We start from the raw sequence: 16,422 nt of genomic DNA on the forward strand, positions 1-16,422 counted from the left end.
AGAACAACGAAGCAGTCAAATAGGAGAGAGCACAAATGACTGGTAAGATCATCTTTAATGTGGCGAGAGCAGGCTTGCTGTTCGCCGCCGGAACTGCAAATGCAGCCGTCATACAGGTTAGCGAAGGTGATTTCATAGCGGGTTCCGGGTTAATCACCTTCAGCGAATTCGGTGTAGGCACAATCAATCCTATCTACGCCCCGGTGACCTACGGCGGTGGCGTGGGATCGCCAACAGTCACGTTTGATGGCTTCTTCGCTGGTCAGGCTCTTAGCGGCGCTCCCGGCGTTGATTGCCCAGGCGCGTCAGCAAGCGCCTGCGTGGCCGGGAGCCCAAGCGATCCTTTGGCGCTTGATGCCGCCTCGCCCGATACCTTTATCACTACGGATAGCGCCAACCCAACGTCGCCAGTTCTTTCCGGTTCGCCAAGATTCAACGGACCGATCGCGGTGTTTTTTGATGTTGATGTCGCCGGAGTTGGCTTCGACGGCGGCTTTTTCGACGCGGTCGGCAGCACGGGCATTACCGCCTTTGCGCGCGATGGCGCCCTTCTCGGCACAGTTGTTAATAGCATCACAGGCATTGAGTTTCTCGGTCTGGTGACTGAGAACGGTCGGGCTGCGATCGCTGGCGTGTTTCTTGACATGGAGGGTTCCGAACCGGCCGGCTTCGCCATCGATAATCTGCGTTTTGGTATTGCCAGCGAGGTTGGTGTTCCTATCGCCCCCGGCCCACTCCCCGGCGACGTTCTCGCGGCCACCGAGGCTGCCAAGACCATGAAGCCCGGCCTGTTCCAGATTTTCTCGGATTCCGGGTTCGCCGATGGGGTGGATGGCTTCGACCCAGCCAAAGAGACCTTTGTACTGGTGAATGGCTGGAATGGCATAGACACGTAAGAAACTTCCGGAAAGAAATATGTTCCGGAGTGGATTTCGGACATGGCCGGCGAGATCCGGAAGAAAAGTCCCGATGCTAATATCCTGGCGTGGAACTGGACGGATCTCGCCGACAGCTTAGCCCCGGATTCGAAATCCGATATTTTGGCATGTCTAGCGGTCGCCGGTGCTTCTCCCGCTTGCGGCATCGTCCCCGTCTCCATGGTGGATTTTCAAGCCGTATATCTCGCGCGGGCATTCGAGAGTATCTATTTGGAGTTCGACGGTGAAGCAGGTGACGTACAGTTTCTGGGTCACAGTCTGGGCGCCGGGATCGCCGCCAACGCGGCCAAGTTACTGGGTTCGGCTAGCTCGGGACCAGCGGAGGATATTGAGAGGCTTACCCTTTTCGATGCGCCCGAAAATATCGCGGCAATCAGTATCGGCGGTAAAGTCAATCTGGATACCGTCCTGCCACGAATAATTCGTAATACCCCCGACATCACGATCGAGAACTATTCTGCGGCGGGGCTTACAGCTGCAGATTCCCTGCTCGGATATGGAATCTCTTACGAAGATGTAGCGAACACACGGCTTCTTGGTTATGTGCATACCAAGGAGTTGCTCGGTCCCACGCCCATGGACTGGTATAAGCCTACCGTCAATCCCGCAGGAGGCGGCAGTAAAAGCGAGCGTGGATTAAGCGAATCGAATGAAGATCTTCACGCCCGAGACGACCAAGTGTGGGCCAACTTGGACACTGACGACGATTGGAACCTGTCTTTGCTGGTTCGCGACATTTCGCGTGTTTCCGCAGTGATGATGGATACTTGGCACGATCTGAAAGACTGGGGGACGAAAGTGATCGTGGATACGGCAAAATATATCGCCGACGCCACCACAACCCTTATGAGTAAGATAGGGACTGAAATTGCAGGGCTGGCGGCGGGAGTTAAAGTCGAACTGTCCGAGCTCACCGACTGGGCGAGCACCGGATTTGCGCGCTTTGTCGTAGGCAAGGGGCTGGAACTGGTTTCGAGTTCGCCGAGCTACGCTTACAGGACGCTTCATATCCCCGATTCGGCCGATAGTCTGTATATCGAATTCCTGCCCGAGGTCTGGGGAGTGGACGATAGCTATGTCGTTTTCTTCGATGACGAGGTTATATACCGACTCGACGGGACTTTCTTCAAGAACGGGTGGATGGACACGGGGTTCCTGGATATCTCGCGCTGGGCGGGGCGCGATGTTCTTTTCACGATTGGTTTGCTGTCCGGTGAAACGGGCCACCAGATCACCACGGGCGGTTTCGGATTTACCAGCCGGGTTTTGGCCAGGTCTCACTCTGTTCCCGCGCCGGGAACCTTGTTCCTGTTGGGCATGGGTCTGGTGGGTATCGCCGCCATGCGTCGCCGTCGAGCGTAATCGCGACCATGGCAGCCGTAATCTGGATCAGCGGAAAGGAATCCGGGATGAGGCAGCTACGGACTCGGCGTATTCCGCTGTGCTCCATAACGGGTATGAGTTGACCTGCGTGGACTAAGTTGACCGACGCGCGGCGCTTTTCTTACGCCTGGTCGGGCTTGGGCGCGGCGATCGCGAGGCGAGCCATTTCTTGAAGGACGCCTGACTCTCGGCGGAAGCTCTTCCGGCCAACAGACCTTCTACGCTGATGTCCTCATCAATGGCCTCCCAATGTATCCCGCGACCCATCCCGATGAAGCGCCAGTTTTTTTTTTCGTCGGGGGTAGCGTGCAAGAGACGCGGATACCACGCGAGCGGCACCGAAATCGTTCGTCCGTCGGCAAGATCGACGTGCAGCGAATCTTGGGTGACCCTCATTGCCTTAGCGAGAGCAACCTCAATTTCAACCGCGGAAATACTCATCCCATGCCTCCATGAGTTCAGACTGATGCTGGCTCACCAACTTCTCGATCCGTCCGATCTCGACGCGCGACAACCCGCCACTACTCTGCAAACGAACCGGATCGAGCCAGAACTTGGCGACGTTGTCCTGGCGTTCAACGTGAACATGGGTCGGCTCACCCCGGTCACTCGCATAAAAGAAAAATCGATACGGTCCGACACGCAGGACAGTGGGCATGCAGCTTATCCCAGCGACGTCATGCAATTATGGGCACTACAACAGCCACGGGAAGCTTGGTCAGGTTCTGCTGGTACGGAAGGTTCTTGTCTACGGTGATGAACGCGTCGAAGCCTCGCCCGGCCAAGACGAGTAACGCTCCGTTCTTGACACCGCCCCAGCCCATTTCCACGACGGTCTTGACGTCGTGAAGGGGAAGATGCTTTCGAAGCCGCCTCGGGACCGACTCGTCAAGCAGCAGACGCATCGTCGAAAAGACGGGCTTTGGCTGCTTCAAGTACGGCTACTGCGACGTCGCGCGGTACGGAAGGGAAGTCTTCCAGGGAACAGGTTCCTTTCAGATAGTCGAACAGGTTTTGGACGGGTACGCGCGTACCGGTGAAGCAAAGCGCTCCACTCATGATTTCGGGGTCTCGGCTGATCAAGGATGCTTTCATGGCTGATTCCAGTTCCACCGGGTTGGCGCGTGTGGGCAGTTAGCCTACTGATCCTCGACGGTCTAAGCAAGGGTGGGAAACGCGCAGCGTGCCACCCATTAACCGCCGATCCGCCTGGGCAGATCCTGACCGCCCTATCCGCGCTGGAGCCGGCCCAGCCACTCGCCGGTACAGATATGTAACGCCGGGCGAAGGCTGATCGGTGTCACGCACGCATCCCCAGCAAGTTGGCCAAGGCGTGATGAACGGTCTGTTCGTCAACTTGGGCCAAACGGCCAAGCTCGCCCCGTACCAGGCGATGGTCGAGGGTGAACAACTTGAAGCGAACGGTGGAAGGGGCAGATAGGCCCGCCGCGGCATGATCCCGCAACGGGCAGTCCAACGGCCATGGGGCGCTGCCGGACGAAGTAATCATCGCCATCACGGAATGTCCCGCCACGGTGTTGAACGCGCCGGCCATGGACAGCACCAGTGCGGGACGGTTTTTTGTGGCGCTGCGTTCGGTGAAGGGAAAGGGCACGCGCACCACGCTATAGCGTTCAAAGGTCACCGTAGGCTGCCTCGTCGGCTTCGCTTGCCCATTCGGACAGGGTCCTTTCGACTGCCTTCAGATACTCGACATCAAGCGGCTGTACCCGTTTGACCCGTGCCGTGCCGTCTTCGAGCACCTCCCAGGCGATCAGGTCTCCCGACACAACGTGCAGCGCGGAGCGCACTTCCTGCGGGATCGTGGTTTGTCCTTTGGCAGTGATTTTGGCGATGGTACCCATTTGCGCCGTCCTCATAGTGCAATGCATTACGTCCTTACGGTAATGCGCTCCTTCCAGCTTGGCAAGCAGTTCGTAAGCAGCCGGTGGCGATGGGGTAGCGCCATGTTGAAGCGGTTTCTGGGTTTCGGTGGTCCCGCGGCGCGCTCAATGAGACTGGGATTGAAACGTGAGCTTCAGATGGCCGGCGACATTCGCCAGACGCTTGTCGCGTGTCCACAGCCGGGCTGGGCTAGCAAGCGCCATCGACGCGATCAGCTGTACGTCGAGTTAACCGATGCCGCGGGGCCCACCAGTTTTATCGATAGCGCGGCTGCAAACGGCGCCGCGGAATCGGCCTGACCTGCGGTTCGCTGCCGCCCAAGCGCGCCGGCCGGCGGGCGCTTTCGCGCTCGATCAAAGCTTTCAAGCCCTCGTGGATCAGCGCCGTGCGCTCGGTCAGACCGGTGATGTGCCGCGCGGATCTGGTCATTTTCGACCCCGCCACGGTCGCCAATGGTGACAAGGAATGGGCCAACGACCTGCCAGGTGGCGGTCGGCGTTTCGTCACCCGCTCCACCGGCATCCGCGCCACTATCGTCAACGGCACCGTGCTGTTCGAGAACGGCGCTTACCGTTCGGACACACTTGCCGGGCGCATGCTCCATAGCTACGACGCTTAGGAAAACTACTAACCGGCGCGCAAGACAAGGACCCACACAGACCCGGCTTTGGGCCAATCCGTCGTGATCTTCTTTCGCAGGCGCGCCTGGCACCCGGAACCTTGCCCCCGAAATCCCTATAATCGACCACAACGCGATACCCATCGCTGCGCTGGGAACCGCATCGCGACGAAGCGATGGGCTGGGGCCATGCCTCCGCCCTGCCACGATTGACCAACGACGCACGCCTCAGTCAGCCGCCCAACCACGACGGGAAAAAGAACAATGGTCGAAAGCCTGCTGCGCAAAAAATTGATCGGTCGGGCGCTGGCCGATGGCGAACATGGCCTGGCGCGCAGTCTGTCCGGGGTCGATCTGACCCTGCTGGGGGTCGGCGCCATCATCGGCGCGGGTATTTTCGTGCTGACCGGAGTCGCCGCGGCGACCAAGGCCGGACCGGCGCTGTCGCTATCCTTTGTGGTGGGCGCCTTTGCCTGCATGTTCGCGGCGCTGGTCTATGCCGAGTTTGCCTCCACCGTGCCGTTGTCGGGCAGTGCTTACACCTACACCTATGTCACGCTCGGCGAGCTGCCGGCCTGGATCATCGGTTGGGACCTGGTGCTTGAGTACGCGCTTGCCTGCGCCACGGTCGCCATCGGCTGGTCCGGCTACTTCATGCGCTTGCTGGAGGGTGTCGGCCTCGGCCTGCCGACGGCACTTACGCACGGACCCACACAGGGCGGAATCATCAACCTGCCGGCCTTTTCCATCATGTTGCTGGTCAGCGGCCTGCTGGCACTTGGGGTGCGTCAGACCAGCCTTGCCAACGGCCTCATCGTGGTGCTGAAACTCGCGGTTATCGGTATCTTTCTGTACACCGCCGTGCCGCATGTCGATCCGGTGAACTGGGAGCCGTTCATGCCGTTTGGTTGGTCCGGGGTCATGGCTGGGGCGGGGCTGATCTTTTTTGCCTACATCGGCTTTGACGCCGTGTCGACCGCCGCCGAGGAGGCGAAAAACCCGCAGAGGGACATGCCAATCGGCATCATTGTTTCGCTGGTCCTGTGCACGATCATTTACATCGCGGTGACGGTGGTGCTGACCGGCATTGCCCCCTACGCCTCGCTGAACGTGTCCGACCCGATGGCCTTCGCCTTGGCGCAGGTGGGCGAGCGCTTTGCCGCCGCCGCCATCGCCGTGGGTGCGGTGGCCGGGCTGACTTCGGTGTTGTTGGTGATGATGTACGGGCAGACGCGGGTGTTTTACGCCATGTCTCGCGATGGGCTGTTACCGAAGGTGTTCTCGGACGTGCATCCGCGTTTTCGCACGCCGGCTCGAACCACGCTGATTACCGGCCTGGTGATCGCGGTGGTCGCAGGACTGGTGCCCATGCAGGAGGTGGCGGCGCTGGTGAATGTCGGCACCCTGGCGGCCTTCATCATGGTGTCGCTGGCCGTGTTGTACCTGCGCCGTGCCCAGCCTGACCTGGCGCGACCGTTTCGCACGCCGTTCATGCCCTGGACGCCGATTCTGGCCATCCTGTCCTGCGGTTATCTTATCTCCAGCCTGGGCGCGGCCACGCTGTGGCGCTTTGCGGTGTGGATGCTGATTGGCGCCGTGGTGTATTTCGCATACGCCCGGCGACGCAGTCTGCTGGGCTTGCCTTCGACACCCTGACCTTACGCACCTGTCGGACGGCAATCCGCTCCTCTGCGGCGTGGTTTCGCCTGTTCTCACCCGCAGGGAAACAGGTCCCCGCCGTTGGCGCGGTGCCACTCCTGGATGCCGTCCCAGACTTCCTGCGCGGTCTCGGCGTACCAGAACAGATCACGATCCTCGGGATCAATGACACCCTCTTCGACCAGAAAATCGAAGTCGACCGCCCGCCGCCAGTAATCCTCGCCGACCAGCACCACCGGCACCGGCTGGATCTTGCGGGTCTGTACCAGGGTCAGGGTCTCGAACAGCTCGTCCAGGGTGCCGTAGCCACCGGGAAACGCCACCAACGCCCGCGCCCGTTGCAGAAAATGCAGCTTGCGCATCGCAAAGTAATGGAAGTGGAAACATAGCTGCGGGGTGATGTAGGAGTTCGGGAACTGCTCGCGCGGCAGCTTGATGTTAAGGCCTACGGACTCGGCACCGGCATCGAAAGCACCGCGGTTGGCCGCCTCCATGATGCCCGGGCCACCGCCGGTCATAACCACCATGCCGCAATCCCGCGGACCGTCACCCGAATCACCGACCAGCCGACCGAGCTCACGCGCTACGTCGTAATAATGACTTTTGGCGGCACGCCTTTCGGCTATTTCCAGCGCGCGCTGGCACTCAGGTTTGCCAGGATCGACCGCCAGCGCGGCGCGGCAGGCCGCCACTTCCCGCGCCGCAGCCGCCGGCTCACTGATGCGCGTGCCGCCGAACACCACGATGGTGTGGCGAATGCCATGCGCCCGCAGCAGCAGCTCGGGTTTCAGATAATCCACGTGCAGACGCAGGCCGCGCGTATCTTCCAGACTCAGGAAATCGGCATCCTGATCGGCGATGCGATAACTCGGGCTGTCCACAATCGCCTGCACCCGGACCGGGGTATCGGGATCCTGGCCAGGCAGGGTTGGCTGCTGGCCAGGCAAGGGCACCGCCCGGCTGAGTGGCGGCGGGACCGGCCAACGGCCCTTACTCACGCCGCGGCGGCCTCGCCCGCCGCCCGCCGCGGACGCCAGCGCAACAAACCATTCTCGACCAGCGAATACACCGCGGGCACTACAACCAGTGTGAGCAGCGTCGATGACACCATGCCGCCGATGACCACGACCGCCAGTGGACCGTTGGTGTCCGAACCGGCGCCAACGCCGAAAGCGGCCGGCATCATGGCCAGGATCACGGTCAATGAAGTCATCAATACCGGCCGCAGGCGAATCGGACAGGCTTCGCGCAGCGCCTCACTGATGCTTTTGCCCTCGGCGCGCGCCTGATTGGTCAGGTCCACCAGCAGGATGGAGTTTTTCGCCACCAGACCCACCAGTAACACCATCCCGATCATCGAATAGACATTCAGCGTATGGCCTGTCAGCCACAAGCCGGCCAGCCCCCCGACCATGGCCAGCGGCTGCGCCACCATGATGATCAGCGGTTGCAGGAACGAGTCAAACTGGCTGGCCAGCACCATGTACAGCATCACCAGGGCCAGCACGAAGGCGGTGGCGACGTAGCCCATGGTCTGCGAGAACTCCCGCGCCGACCCGAGCAACTTGATCGAATAACCCAGCGGAATGACCTCCGCCGCCACCCGTTGGACGTGGTCCACCGCTTCGCTGAGCGGCAGGTCGGGATTGTTGTAGAAACGCGCCGCGTATTGCAGGTCGAAGCGGTCGATGCGGGCCGGGCCAAGCTTCTCGACGAAACTGGCCACCGAATCCAGACGCACCAGTTGCCCGTCCGCCGCGCGCAGGAAAATCTTGCTCAGGTCCGCCGGGGTCTGGAAGGTACCGTCCGGCGCTTTCAGGCGCACATCGTAACGCTCGCCGTCACCCGGTTCGTCGTTCCATTTGGCGATGTCCATACCACCGGACAGCACATTGGCGGCCAGCGCCACATCGCGACTGGACAACCCGAGCACAGCGGCGCGCGAGCGGTCGATTTCGATCTTCAGTTCCGGCATATCCAGCAGCAAGTCCAGATCGATGAACCCGAATCCCGGGATCTGCGACAAGCGCTGGCGCATCTTCTCGGCATACTGCCCAACTTTCTGCAGGTTCGGGCCGCGAACCGCAAATTGCAGCTTCTCGCCGCGCTGCCCGCCAATGGCCGGCGTCGGCACCGCGAATGCACGCACACCAGGCAGAGCGGCGAACTTCGGCCGCAGCTTCATGAGCATCTCGTGCTGGCTTATGTCCCGCTCGGCAAGCGGCTTCATGGTCACGAACACCATGCCCTCGTTGGCCTGGGCGGTAGTGAACAGACCCACCGCGCCGAAGGCGTATTCCACCAGGGGCTCAGCGCTGAGCACATCCTCGATCAGCTTCATGCGCGAGCTGGTGTACTCGACGCTGGACCCAAGCGGGGTCTTGAAGATCACCATGAAACGGCCTTCGTCCTGATCCGGCACGAACTCCTTGCCCAGCGCGCCGAAGAAGTAACCGCTGCTGGCAACGATCAGCGCGGTCACCGCGACCACTCCCCAGCGGCGCCGCAGACTGACATCGAGCAGCCGCCGATAAGCCACTTCCATGCGCTCGAAGAAGCGACCAAAGGTCCCGTACAGCCGTCCATGGCGGGCGCTGACGTCGAGGTAGCGCGAACACAGCATCGGCGTCAGCGTCAGCGACACGAACCACGACACCAGCACGCCGCATACCACGACTACCGAGAAGGCCGCGAAAAACCGGCCCACCATGCCACTCATGAACGCCACCGGCACGAAAATGGCAACCAGCGACAGAGTCGCGGCCAGCACCGCGAACATCACCTGCTTGGTGCCCTCCACCGCCGCGCTGCGCGGGTCGGGATCGATATGCTCGCGATGACGGTGGATGTTCTCAAGCACCACGATGGCGTCATCCACCACCACACCGACCAGCAGTAACAGCGCCAGCAGGGTCATGGAATTGAAGGTGTAATCCAGCACATACATCATCGCGATGGCGCCCAGCAAAGACACTGGAATCGCCGCGGCAATAATCAGCGTGGCCCGCAGGCTGCGCAGGAACAGCAGTACCACCACACCAGCCAGCAGCGTGCCGGCGATCAGATGCTCCTTGAGCGCATCCACCATCTGGGTGATGAACAGCGAGTTGTCGGTCCCCTGTAGCACCTCGATTCCCGCCGGCAACTGCGGACCGATTTCCGTGGCCAAACGCTCCTTGACCTCGTCGACGATGGCCACCGTGTTGGCACCGGTGACCTTGACGATCCCCATGCCGACGACCGGTTTGCCATTGCGACGGGCCAGCCGGCGGTAATCGGCCATGCCATCAACCACCTCGGCGGCCTGCGACAGACGAATTTCGGCGCCATCCCGGTAACCAATGACCATGTTTTCGAGCTGGCGCGGGTTGTGATACTCCAGGTCAAGCTTGAGTAAGCGCTCCTGCGTGTGCGAGGTGACGAAGCCCCCAGGCAACATCAGGTGTTCGTCGCGAAACGCAGTCAGCACATCCTGCACCGTCAGGCCATGCGCGCTCAGGCGGTCCGGGTGGACCTCGACCCGGATGTTGCGCTCGCGCAGGCCACCGATGCGGATGTCACCGACGCCACTGATGGTCTCGATCTGCCGACGCAGGGTATTGGCGACAAAGGTATTCAGCTGTTGCAGCGTGCGGTCGCCCTGGATATGCAACCACAGGATCGGCGAGGCATCGGCATCGACCTTGAAGACCACCGGTGGGTCGGCATCCTCCGGCAATTCGGAGACCACCTGACTGATCTTGGACTGCACCTCCTGGAAGGCGACGTCGATGTCCTTCTGCAGCTTGAAGGTGACGATGACCTGCGACACGCCCGGCGTGGAGCTCGACTGGATGTAGTCGATGCCCGGCACGCTGTTGATCTTGCGCTCGATGATGTTGGTGATGCTGGCGTCGACGATCTCGGGGTTGGCGCCGCGCTGCGTGGTGGTCACCGAAATGATCGGAAAGTCGATGTGCGGGAAGCGATCCACGCCCAGGCTGCGGTAGGCCACCAGTCCGAACAGGATGATGACGCCGCTGAGCATGTACGCCAGCACATGGCGGTTGATGGAAAGCTCTGGCAGGCTCATGAACCACCGTCCTGCACCCGGACCAGGGCACCGTCACTCAGGAAACCGGCGCCGTCCAGCGCCACCTTGGCCCCGACAGGCACACCGGACACAATCTCGACCAGACCGTCACGGTAGGTGCCAGTCTGCACCTTGGCCGCCCTGGCACGGTCGTCCTCGATGATATACACGGTGCTCCCCGAAGGGCGCAGCACCACCGCCTTCTCCGGCACCACCACGGCCCGTTCGCGGCGACCAAGGATAACCTCACCGTTGACGCTGGAGCCGGGCTTCCAACCCCCGGGATTTGGCAGGTCGACCATCACCTGCAGGGCGAGGTTGCTCATGCCCACTGTGGGACGAATCTCGGTGATGTTCGCCTCGACGGTGGTGTCCGGCGCCGCGGGCGAGCGCAAACGCACGGGTAAGCCTGGGCGCAGCGCATCAGCCAGCGATTCCGGATACGGCAGGGTTACCCGCAACATCTGATCGGTGCTCAGGCGCACGATAGGCATGCCCACGGCAACATAGTCCCCAACATCAACCATACGCGCCGCTACGGCGGCGTCCAGGGGGGCCACAATGCGTCCACGCTGCAGGTTGTGGCGTGCCTCGGCATCCTGGGCCACCGCCGCTTCGCGCTGACTGTGCAGGGCAGTCAACTGCGCCCGCGCGTCCTCGACCGCATTCTTGGCAAAGAAATCGCTCTTGGCCAATGTCTCGTAACGTCCCACCAGGCGTTCCTGCTGGGCAATCAGCGCCGCCAGGCGAGCGAGCTCGGCCTGGGCCGAACCCTGACGCAAGCGGTAATCCTTGCTGTCGAGTTCAACCAATGCCTGACCTTTGCGCACCCGGGCGCCTACTTCCACGTTCACCGCCACCACCCGGCCGGCGACCTCGGCCGATACCACCGGCTCGTCCATACTCTCGATCTGGCCAACGCTGGTTTCCAGCGTCTCCATCGCCGCTGTTCCAGCAACAGCGGCGGTGATCAGGACGACCGGTGGTTTAACGCGCGGCTCCTCTGTTTTTCCGCAGGCGGCAAGCGCGACAACACAGACAAAAACCGCAACCGCGGTCGCAAAAAACGGGCGCAAAGCTGGCATGGAATCTTCTTGATGGTGCGTGGGTACGATCAGGGCCAGGCAGGTACGCAACCGCGTGACCCGCGACAGCGGTCAAGTGCGGCGTCCCTGCCTGACGGGCTGTACCGTGTGCCCCGTGGCACGCGAATGTGGGCTGACCAGCGTGCCGGAAACATGCAAGGGCTATCCCGCCCTTTCTTGAAGCCGCCAGGGCCGCCACAAAACCAGCCCGCCCAGCATGAACAATCATGCACAGGCGATGCCAGAGCGGCCCTGGAAACGGCGGTATTTATACCACAAGGCAGCGCCAAAACATGACACAACCGATCGGTCGGTCAGCCAGATTCACGTCGTTAGGCCCCAAGTTGCTGACAGCGTTTCCAGGCACGGTCATATCGAGGTGGGGTGCCAAGGCCGCTCGGCACGCAACACGGCCTGACGCTCACGAAAATCCGGCACAACGGCTGCCAACAGGGCATAAAAGCGCGGCCCATGGTTCATCTCGCGCAGGTGACACAGCTCGTGCAGCAACACATAGTCGATCAGATCGGGTGCCAGCAGCACCAAGCCGAGGTTCAGCGTGATACGGCCGTCACTGGCACAGCTGCCCCAGCGACTGCGCAGGCGTACCACCCGCGGGGCCTTTACCGTCGGCCGTCTGAGCCAGGGCAGGGTTTCGGCGAGCACGCTAAGACGCGGAGGCAACAACGCCTGAGCCTGACTGCGGTACCAACCGTCAAGTGCCCGTGCCACCAGTGATGGGGTCTCCGGTGCGCGGACCCGGACCGAGAAACCGACATCGGTCAGCGCCACTTGGGTGCGTCCCTGCGTGAGCCGCAGCGGGTGGGCCTGGCCAAGGAAGCGCTGCCTGCTGCCTGGCCCGAAAGTGGCGGGCGGCGGGGGCGGCGTTTGCGCCAAGCGTTCCAGCTGACCCACTATCCAGCGCCGGTGACGAACCAGCAAACCGGGCCAGCGGTGCGCGGCCAGACGCTGTGGCACGCGCAATTCGAGCCCGCCATCGGCGCTCACCCGCAACGCGTATGTTCGGCGGCGGGCGCGCAGCACCCGGCAGGTTATCTGGCGACCCTCGAGTTCGAAGGCAAGTTCGACCGGTGCCGGCTCGCTCATACGCCGTCGCCCGGGTACTGAAGACGCTCGAATACCTGCACGCAACGGGGTGGAATCAGACACTGTGCGTCCGCGCCAAAACCCTGACCGTCGCCCTTTCCGTCAACCTCGACAGTGTCGAACACACGCCGCCAGCCGATGCCAAATTCCGGGGCCGGGGCGCGGAACAGCACGGTCTGGTCACCGGCGTACAGGATCACCAGGTAGCTGGCATCAAGGCGCGACTCGTCCTGCGGACCCAGGTGCCCCACTCCGGCCGCGCCATCGATGATGAAGGCGAGCAGCTGCGGAGCAACCGGCCAGTCACCGGCCAGCTTCTCGCTACCGTCCGGGTTCAGCCAGCGGATGTCCTTGCCGACCCCATCCGGCAGCGCCTCGCCCTTGAAAAACCGGTCGCGGCGAAACACGCCGTGGCGACGGCGCAGCACCAACAAACGCCGCAGGTAGCGGTACAGCGAGCCGCCAGCCGGCTGCTGTAGTCGCGCCCAGTCGGGCCAGGCGATGTCATTATCCTGGCAATAGGCGTTGTTATTCCCCAACTGGCTATGGCCGAACTCGTCCCCGGCGAGCAACATCGGCACGCCCTGGGATAGCAGCAACGTCGCCAGCAGATTACGCATCTGACGCAGGCGCAGAGCCTCCACCTGCGGGTCATCGCTCGGCCCTTCGACGCCGCAGTTCCAGCTCAAATTGTTATCGGTGCCGTCTCGACCCTCCTCCCCGTTGGCGCAATTGTGCTTGTGCGCGTAAGACACCAAGTCCCGCAGGGTGAAGCCATCGTGGGCGGTGATGAAATTGATGCTGGCTGTCGGCCGGCGGCCGTGCCGGGCGAAGATATCGCTCGACCCGGTTATGCGCGACGCGAGCGCCGCTGCCTGCCCGGCCTCGCCACGCCAGAAGCTGCGAACGGTGTCCCGGTAGCGGTCGTTCCACTCCCCCCAACCAGGCGGAAATCCGCCCAGGCGATAGCCCTGTGGCCCCAGATCCCAAGGCTCGGCGATCAGCCTGACCCGAGACAGCACCGGGTCCTGGCGCACAGCGTCAAGAAAGCCACTGCCCGGCTCGAACCCGTCATCCTCACGCGCCAGGGTGGTCGCCAGATCGAAGCGAAATCCGTCCACACCCATCTGCTGTACCCAATAGCGCATCGAGTCCAGCACCAGCTGCAGCACCCGCGGCTGGCTGACATTCAGCGTGTTACCGCAGCCGGTGTAGTCCAGAACCTGACGCGGCGTGGCCGCGTCAAGCCGGTAATAGCTGGCGTTGTCAATGCCGCGAAAGCTCAGAGTGGGACCCAGAACGTCGCCCTCGCCGGTGTGGTTGTAGACCACGTCCAGCAGCAGTTCAATGCCGGCGTCGTGCAGTGCCTGGGCCAGCAACCGGAACTCGCCCGGATCCGGGCGGGTAAGGAAGCGGTTATCCGGCGCAAAAAACGCCAGCGAGTTGTAACCCCAGTAATTGACCTTGCCGGCTTGTACCAGGCGCCGCTCGTCGACGTGCGCATGAATCGGCAGCAGCTCGACAGCGCTCACACCCAGCCTTCTCAGATGCGTAATGACGGCTGACTCGGCCAGGCCGCGAAAACTGCCGCGCAATTCGAGCGGAACCTGCGGGTGGCGACGCGTGTAGCCTCCTGCGTGCAGTTCGTAGATCACGCTGCGACGCCACGGTTTGTGTGGCGGGCGGCGCTCGCGTCGATTCTGCGCGTCCCCCACCACCACACACCTGGGCACGTATCGGGCGCTATCACGGCGATCGAACGACAAGTCGGCGCGCGCATCGCCGACGCGATATCCGTACACGGCGTCGTGCCAGGTCAGGGAGCCGTGCAGCAGGCGGGCGTAGGGATCGAGCAACAACTTGTGGTGGTTGAAACGATGCCCCCGCGCCGGTTCGTAGGGACCGTACACGCGATAACCGTACAGCTGGCCCGGGCGCAGATCGGGCAGATAACCATGCCACACCTCGTCCGTGTACTCGGGCAAAACCACCCGCACCGTCTCGTGCCGGCCGGTGGCATCGAACAAACACAGCTCCACCTTTTCCGCATGCAGCGAAAACAGCGCGAAATTGACACCGCGGCCATCCCACTGCGCGCCGAGCGGATACGGCTGCCCGGGCCACACGCGCAGGGGGCTGCTGGCTAAGGTCATATCAGAGCACTGCCGGAAAAACTGCCCAGGCTGGTGGGCTGACGCATTACAGCACGCATGGTTCAGACCATTCTGCCCGCCAAGCGGGAGTTCACTGACCGGCGGCTTCGCGCGCCTCTTGCCGCATCAGAGCCTCTTGCCGCGCGGCCTCGATCTCCCGCAGCACCTCAACGACATCGGCCGGGGTTGTATCCAGCTCTACCTGTCCGGTCAATACGCTGTCGGGGCTGAGGTCGCCAGCAGCATAGAGCTGCCAGATTTCCGGCCCATAGGCGGTGCCGAGCAGCTGTGGCGCGAAATGCCCCAGATAACTGGTCATATTGGCCACGTCGCGCTCCAACAACGCTTGCGCGCTGTTGTTGACGGCCGCCTCCACCGCCTGCGGCAGATCGATGATCACTGGCCCATCGGTGCCAACCAACACGTTGTACTCGGACAAATCGCCATGCACCATGCCGGCACATAGCATGCGCACGATGTCACCGATCAGTCGCGCGTGGTAGGCGCAGGCCTGCTGCGGCTCCAGTACCAGATCGCCGAGCCGCGGTGCCACGTCGCCGCCGGCGTCCACGATCAGTTCCATCAGCAATACGCCGTCGAACAAGCCCTGTGGCACCGGCACCCGCACGCCGGCGGCCACCAGCCGGTACAGGGCGTTGACCTCGGCACTATGCCAGGCCGTCTCCTGCTCGCGCCGACCATAACTGGTGCGCTTCTCCATTGCCCGCGCCTGGCGCGTGTTACGGACCTTGCGTCCTTCCTGGTACTGCACGGCCTGGCGAAAGCCACGCTGACGCACGTCCTTGTATACCTTGGCGCAGCACAGCTCCTCACCACACCGCACGACGTAAACCGTGGCTTCCTTACCACTGCGCAGCGGACGCACCACCTCATCGATGAGGCCGTCCTCCAGCAGCGGTTGTAGCGGCGCCGGAACCTTCACAGCGAGCAGCTGCCAAAAACCCCGGAGCTACTCGCGGCGGGTCGCGGGTGGCTGTTCAATCGCGAAAATTCACAAACTGAAGAGGCAGGTCGAAATCCTCCTGCTGACGCAGCAGGGCGATCACCGCCTGCAGGTCGTCCCGCTTCTTGCCGGACACCCGCAGCTCGTCGCCCTGGACAGCCGTCTGCACCTTCAGCTTGTGGTCCTTGACCAACTTCACCAGTTTGCGTGCGTGGTCGGCATCGATACCCTGGCGCACGGTAATGGCCTGAATGGCCTTCTGGCCAACCTCCTGCAGCTTGCCAAGTTCGAGCGCCTTCAGGTCGATACCGCGCTTGGCCAGACGCATGCGCAACACTTCCAGTAACTGTTCGATCTGGAAGCGGTTGGGCGCCTCGGCAGTCATTACCTCATCCTTGAGCGTCACCTTGGCCCCAGAGTCCTTGAAGTCAAAACGGGTACCGAGCTCCCGGTTGGTCTGATCAACAGCGTTGGCAACCTCGTGGAGGTCCGATTTTGAAACGACATCAAACGATGGCATGCACACCTCGCTCCGGT

The 16,422-nt window shown here is 62.3% G+C and carries 18 protein-coding genes; 4 read left to right on the plus strand and 14 right to left on the minus strand.

Annotated features, from left to right (window positions below; translation table 11 throughout):
- Positions 1-35: 35 nt before the first annotated feature.
- Entirely contained in the window at positions 36-896 is an 861-nt protein-coding gene (locus tag ABZF37_RS01250) for a PEP-CTERM sorting domain-containing protein (RefSeq protein WP_372715903.1), read from the plus strand.
- Between the two features lie 42 nt (positions 897-938).
- Positions 939-2,300: a PEP-CTERM sorting domain-containing protein gene (locus ABZF37_RS01255; RefSeq protein ID WP_372715905.1), complete on the plus strand. Its 1,362-nt coding sequence runs from the start codon at positions 939-941 to the stop codon at positions 2,298-2,300.
- Between the two features lie 114 nt (positions 2,301-2,414).
- Here ABZF37_RS01255 and ABZF37_RS01260 read toward each other — a convergent pair whose 3' ends face one another.
- From ABZF37_RS01260 to ABZF37_RS01290, 7 genes are all read right to left on the minus strand, one after another.
- The gene (locus ABZF37_RS01260; RefSeq protein WP_372715906.1) at positions 2,415-2,762 is read right to left on the minus strand and encodes a DUF2442 domain-containing protein; all 348 of its coding nucleotides are present in this window, start codon (positions 2,760-2,762) and stop codon (positions 2,415-2,417) included.
- Complete coding sequence (locus ABZF37_RS01265) at positions 2,743-2,979, minus strand: DUF4160 domain-containing protein (RefSeq protein WP_372715908.1); 237 nt, start codon at positions 2,977-2,979, stop codon at positions 2,743-2,745. Before ABZF37_RS01265 ends, ABZF37_RS01260 begins: the two co-directional genes overlap by 20 nt.
- 19 nt (positions 2,980-2,998) lie before the next feature.
- On the minus strand, positions 2,999-3,226 hold the full coding sequence (locus ABZF37_RS01270; protein ID WP_372716002.1) for a DUF5615 family PIN-like protein: 228 nt from the start codon (positions 3,224-3,226) through the stop codon (positions 2,999-3,001).
- Positions 3,210-3,416 carry a DUF433 domain-containing protein gene (locus ABZF37_RS01275; protein WP_372715910.1) on the minus strand — a complete coding sequence of 69 codons (207 nt, stop codon included), beginning with the start codon at positions 3,414-3,416 and terminating at the stop codon, positions 3,210-3,212. The genes ABZF37_RS01270 and ABZF37_RS01275 overlap by 17 nt, the downstream gene beginning before the upstream one ends.
- Before the next feature lie 205 nt (positions 3,417-3,621).
- A complete protein-coding gene (locus ABZF37_RS01280; protein WP_372715912.1) occupies positions 3,622-3,966 on the minus strand; it encodes a type II toxin-antitoxin system PemK/MazF family toxin in 345 nt (114 codons plus the stop codon).
- Positions 3,956-4,186, minus strand: coding sequence for an AbrB/MazE/SpoVT family DNA-binding domain-containing protein (locus ABZF37_RS01285; protein WP_372715914.1), 231 nt, complete (start codon positions 4,184-4,186; stop codon positions 3,956-3,958). The genes ABZF37_RS01280 and ABZF37_RS01285 overlap by 11 nt, the downstream gene beginning before the upstream one ends.
- A gap of 295 nt (positions 4,187-4,481) precedes the next feature.
- The gene (locus ABZF37_RS01290) at positions 4,482-4,655 is read right to left on the minus strand and encodes a type II toxin-antitoxin system VapB family antitoxin (RefSeq protein WP_372715916.1); all 174 of its coding nucleotides are present in this window, start codon (positions 4,653-4,655) and stop codon (positions 4,482-4,484) included.
- Between ABZF37_RS01290 and ABZF37_RS01295 the strand changes: the two genes are divergently transcribed.
- Both ABZF37_RS01295 and ABZF37_RS01300 read left to right on the plus strand, forming a co-directional pair.
- The gene (locus ABZF37_RS01295) at positions 4,612-4,845 is read left to right on the plus strand and encodes a hypothetical protein (protein ID WP_372716006.1); all 234 of its coding nucleotides are present in this window, start codon (positions 4,612-4,614) and stop codon (positions 4,843-4,845) included. The two genes, ABZF37_RS01290 and ABZF37_RS01295, sit on opposite strands and share 44 nt — an antisense overlap.
- A 264-nt stretch (positions 4,846-5,109) precedes the next feature.
- Positions 5,110-6,501 carry an amino acid permease gene (locus tag ABZF37_RS01300; RefSeq protein WP_372715918.1) on the plus strand — a complete coding sequence of 464 codons (1,392 nt, stop codon included), beginning with the start codon at positions 5,110-5,112 and terminating at the stop codon, positions 6,499-6,501.
- A gap of 56 nt (positions 6,502-6,557) precedes the next feature.
- Here the strand turns inward: ABZF37_RS01300 and ABZF37_RS01305 are convergent, their stop codons facing one another.
- The 7 genes from ABZF37_RS01305 to ABZF37_RS01335 form a co-directional block, all read right to left on the minus strand.
- Complete coding sequence (locus tag ABZF37_RS01305; protein WP_372715920.1) at positions 6,558-7,502, minus strand: TIGR00730 family Rossman fold protein; 945 nt, start codon at positions 7,500-7,502, stop codon at positions 6,558-6,560.
- Positions 7,499-10,576, minus strand: coding sequence for an efflux RND transporter permease subunit (locus tag ABZF37_RS01310; protein WP_372715922.1), 3,078 nt, complete (start codon positions 10,574-10,576; stop codon positions 7,499-7,501). Before ABZF37_RS01310 ends, ABZF37_RS01305 begins: the two co-directional genes overlap by 4 nt.
- Complete coding sequence (locus tag ABZF37_RS01315; protein WP_372715924.1) at positions 10,573-11,661, minus strand: efflux RND transporter periplasmic adaptor subunit; 1,089 nt, start codon at positions 11,659-11,661, stop codon at positions 10,573-10,575. The genes ABZF37_RS01310 and ABZF37_RS01315 overlap by 4 nt, the downstream gene beginning before the upstream one ends.
- Positions 11,662-12,030: 369 nt before the next feature.
- Complete coding sequence (locus tag ABZF37_RS01320) at positions 12,031-12,768, minus strand: M48 family metallopeptidase (RefSeq protein ID WP_372715926.1); 738 nt, start codon at positions 12,766-12,768, stop codon at positions 12,031-12,033.
- A complete protein-coding gene (glgX, locus tag ABZF37_RS01325) occupies positions 12,765-14,921 on the minus strand; it encodes a glycogen debranching protein GlgX (protein WP_372715928.1) in 2,157 nt (718 codons plus the stop codon). Before glgX ends, ABZF37_RS01320 begins: the two co-directional genes overlap by 4 nt.
- 91 nt (positions 14,922-15,012) lie before the next feature.
- Positions 15,013-15,864 carry a PA4780 family RIO1-like protein kinase gene (locus ABZF37_RS01330; protein WP_372715930.1) on the minus strand — a complete coding sequence of 284 codons (852 nt, stop codon included), beginning with the start codon at positions 15,862-15,864 and terminating at the stop codon, positions 15,013-15,015.
- 55 nt (positions 15,865-15,919) lie between these two features.
- On the minus strand, positions 15,920-16,405 hold the full coding sequence (locus tag ABZF37_RS01335; RefSeq protein ID WP_372715932.1) for a YajQ family cyclic di-GMP-binding protein: 486 nt from the start codon (positions 16,403-16,405) through the stop codon (positions 15,920-15,922).
- Positions 16,406-16,422: the final 17 nt, after the last annotated feature.

The organism is Immundisolibacter sp. (genome assembly GCF_041601295.1).
Taxonomy (GTDB): domain Bacteria; phylum Pseudomonadota; class Gammaproteobacteria; order Immundisolibacterales; family Immundisolibacteraceae; genus Immundisolibacter.

Excerpts from the sequence above, each read along its gene's own strand:
- ABZF37_RS01250 (WP_372715903.1), top strand. The coding sequence starts at position 36 with ATGACTGGTAAGATCATCTTTAATGTGGCGAGAGCAGGCTTGCTGTTC.
- ABZF37_RS01255 (WP_372715905.1), top strand. The coding sequence starts at position 939 with ATGGCCGGCGAGATCCGGAAGAAAAGTCCCGATGCTAATATCCTGGCG.
- ABZF37_RS01260 (WP_372715906.1), bottom strand. The coding sequence starts at position 2,762 with ATGAGTATTTCCGCGGTTGAAATTGAGGTTGCTCTCGCTAAGGCAATG.
- ABZF37_RS01265 (WP_372715908.1), bottom strand. The coding sequence starts at position 2,979 with ATGCCCACTGTCCTGCGTGTCGGACCGTATCGATTTTTCTTTTATGCG.
- ABZF37_RS01270 (WP_372716002.1), bottom strand. The coding sequence starts at position 3,226 with ATGCGTCTGCTGCTTGACGAGTCGGTCCCGAGGCGGCTTCGAAAGCAT.
- ABZF37_RS01275 (WP_372715910.1), bottom strand. The coding sequence starts at position 3,416 with ATGAAAGCATCCTTGATCAGCCGAGACCCCGAAATCATGAGTGGAGCG.
- ABZF37_RS01285 (WP_372715914.1), bottom strand. The coding sequence starts at position 4,186 with ATGGGTACCATCGCCAAAATCACTGCCAAAGGACAAACCACGATCCCG.
- ABZF37_RS01290 (WP_372715916.1), bottom strand. The coding sequence starts at position 4,655 with ATGACCAGATCCGCGCGGCACATCACCGGTCTGACCGAGCGCACGGCG.
- ABZF37_RS01300 (WP_372715918.1), top strand. The coding sequence starts at position 5,110 with ATGGTCGAAAGCCTGCTGCGCAAAAAATTGATCGGTCGGGCGCTGGCC.
- ABZF37_RS01310 (WP_372715922.1), bottom strand. The coding sequence starts at position 10,576 with ATGAGCCTGCCAGAGCTTTCCATCAACCGCCATGTGCTGGCGTACATG.
- ABZF37_RS01315 (WP_372715924.1), bottom strand. The coding sequence starts at position 11,661 with ATGCCAGCTTTGCGCCCGTTTTTTGCGACCGCGGTTGCGGTTTTTGTC.
- ABZF37_RS01320 (WP_372715926.1), bottom strand. The coding sequence starts at position 12,768 with ATGAGCGAGCCGGCACCGGTCGAACTTGCCTTCGAACTCGAGGGTCGC.
- glgX (WP_372715928.1), bottom strand. The coding sequence starts at position 14,921 with ATGACCTTAGCCAGCAGCCCCCTGCGCGTGTGGCCCGGGCAGCCGTAT.
- ABZF37_RS01335 (WP_372715932.1), bottom strand. The coding sequence starts at position 16,405 with ATGCCATCGTTTGATGTCGTTTCAAAATCGGACCTCCACGAGGTTGCC.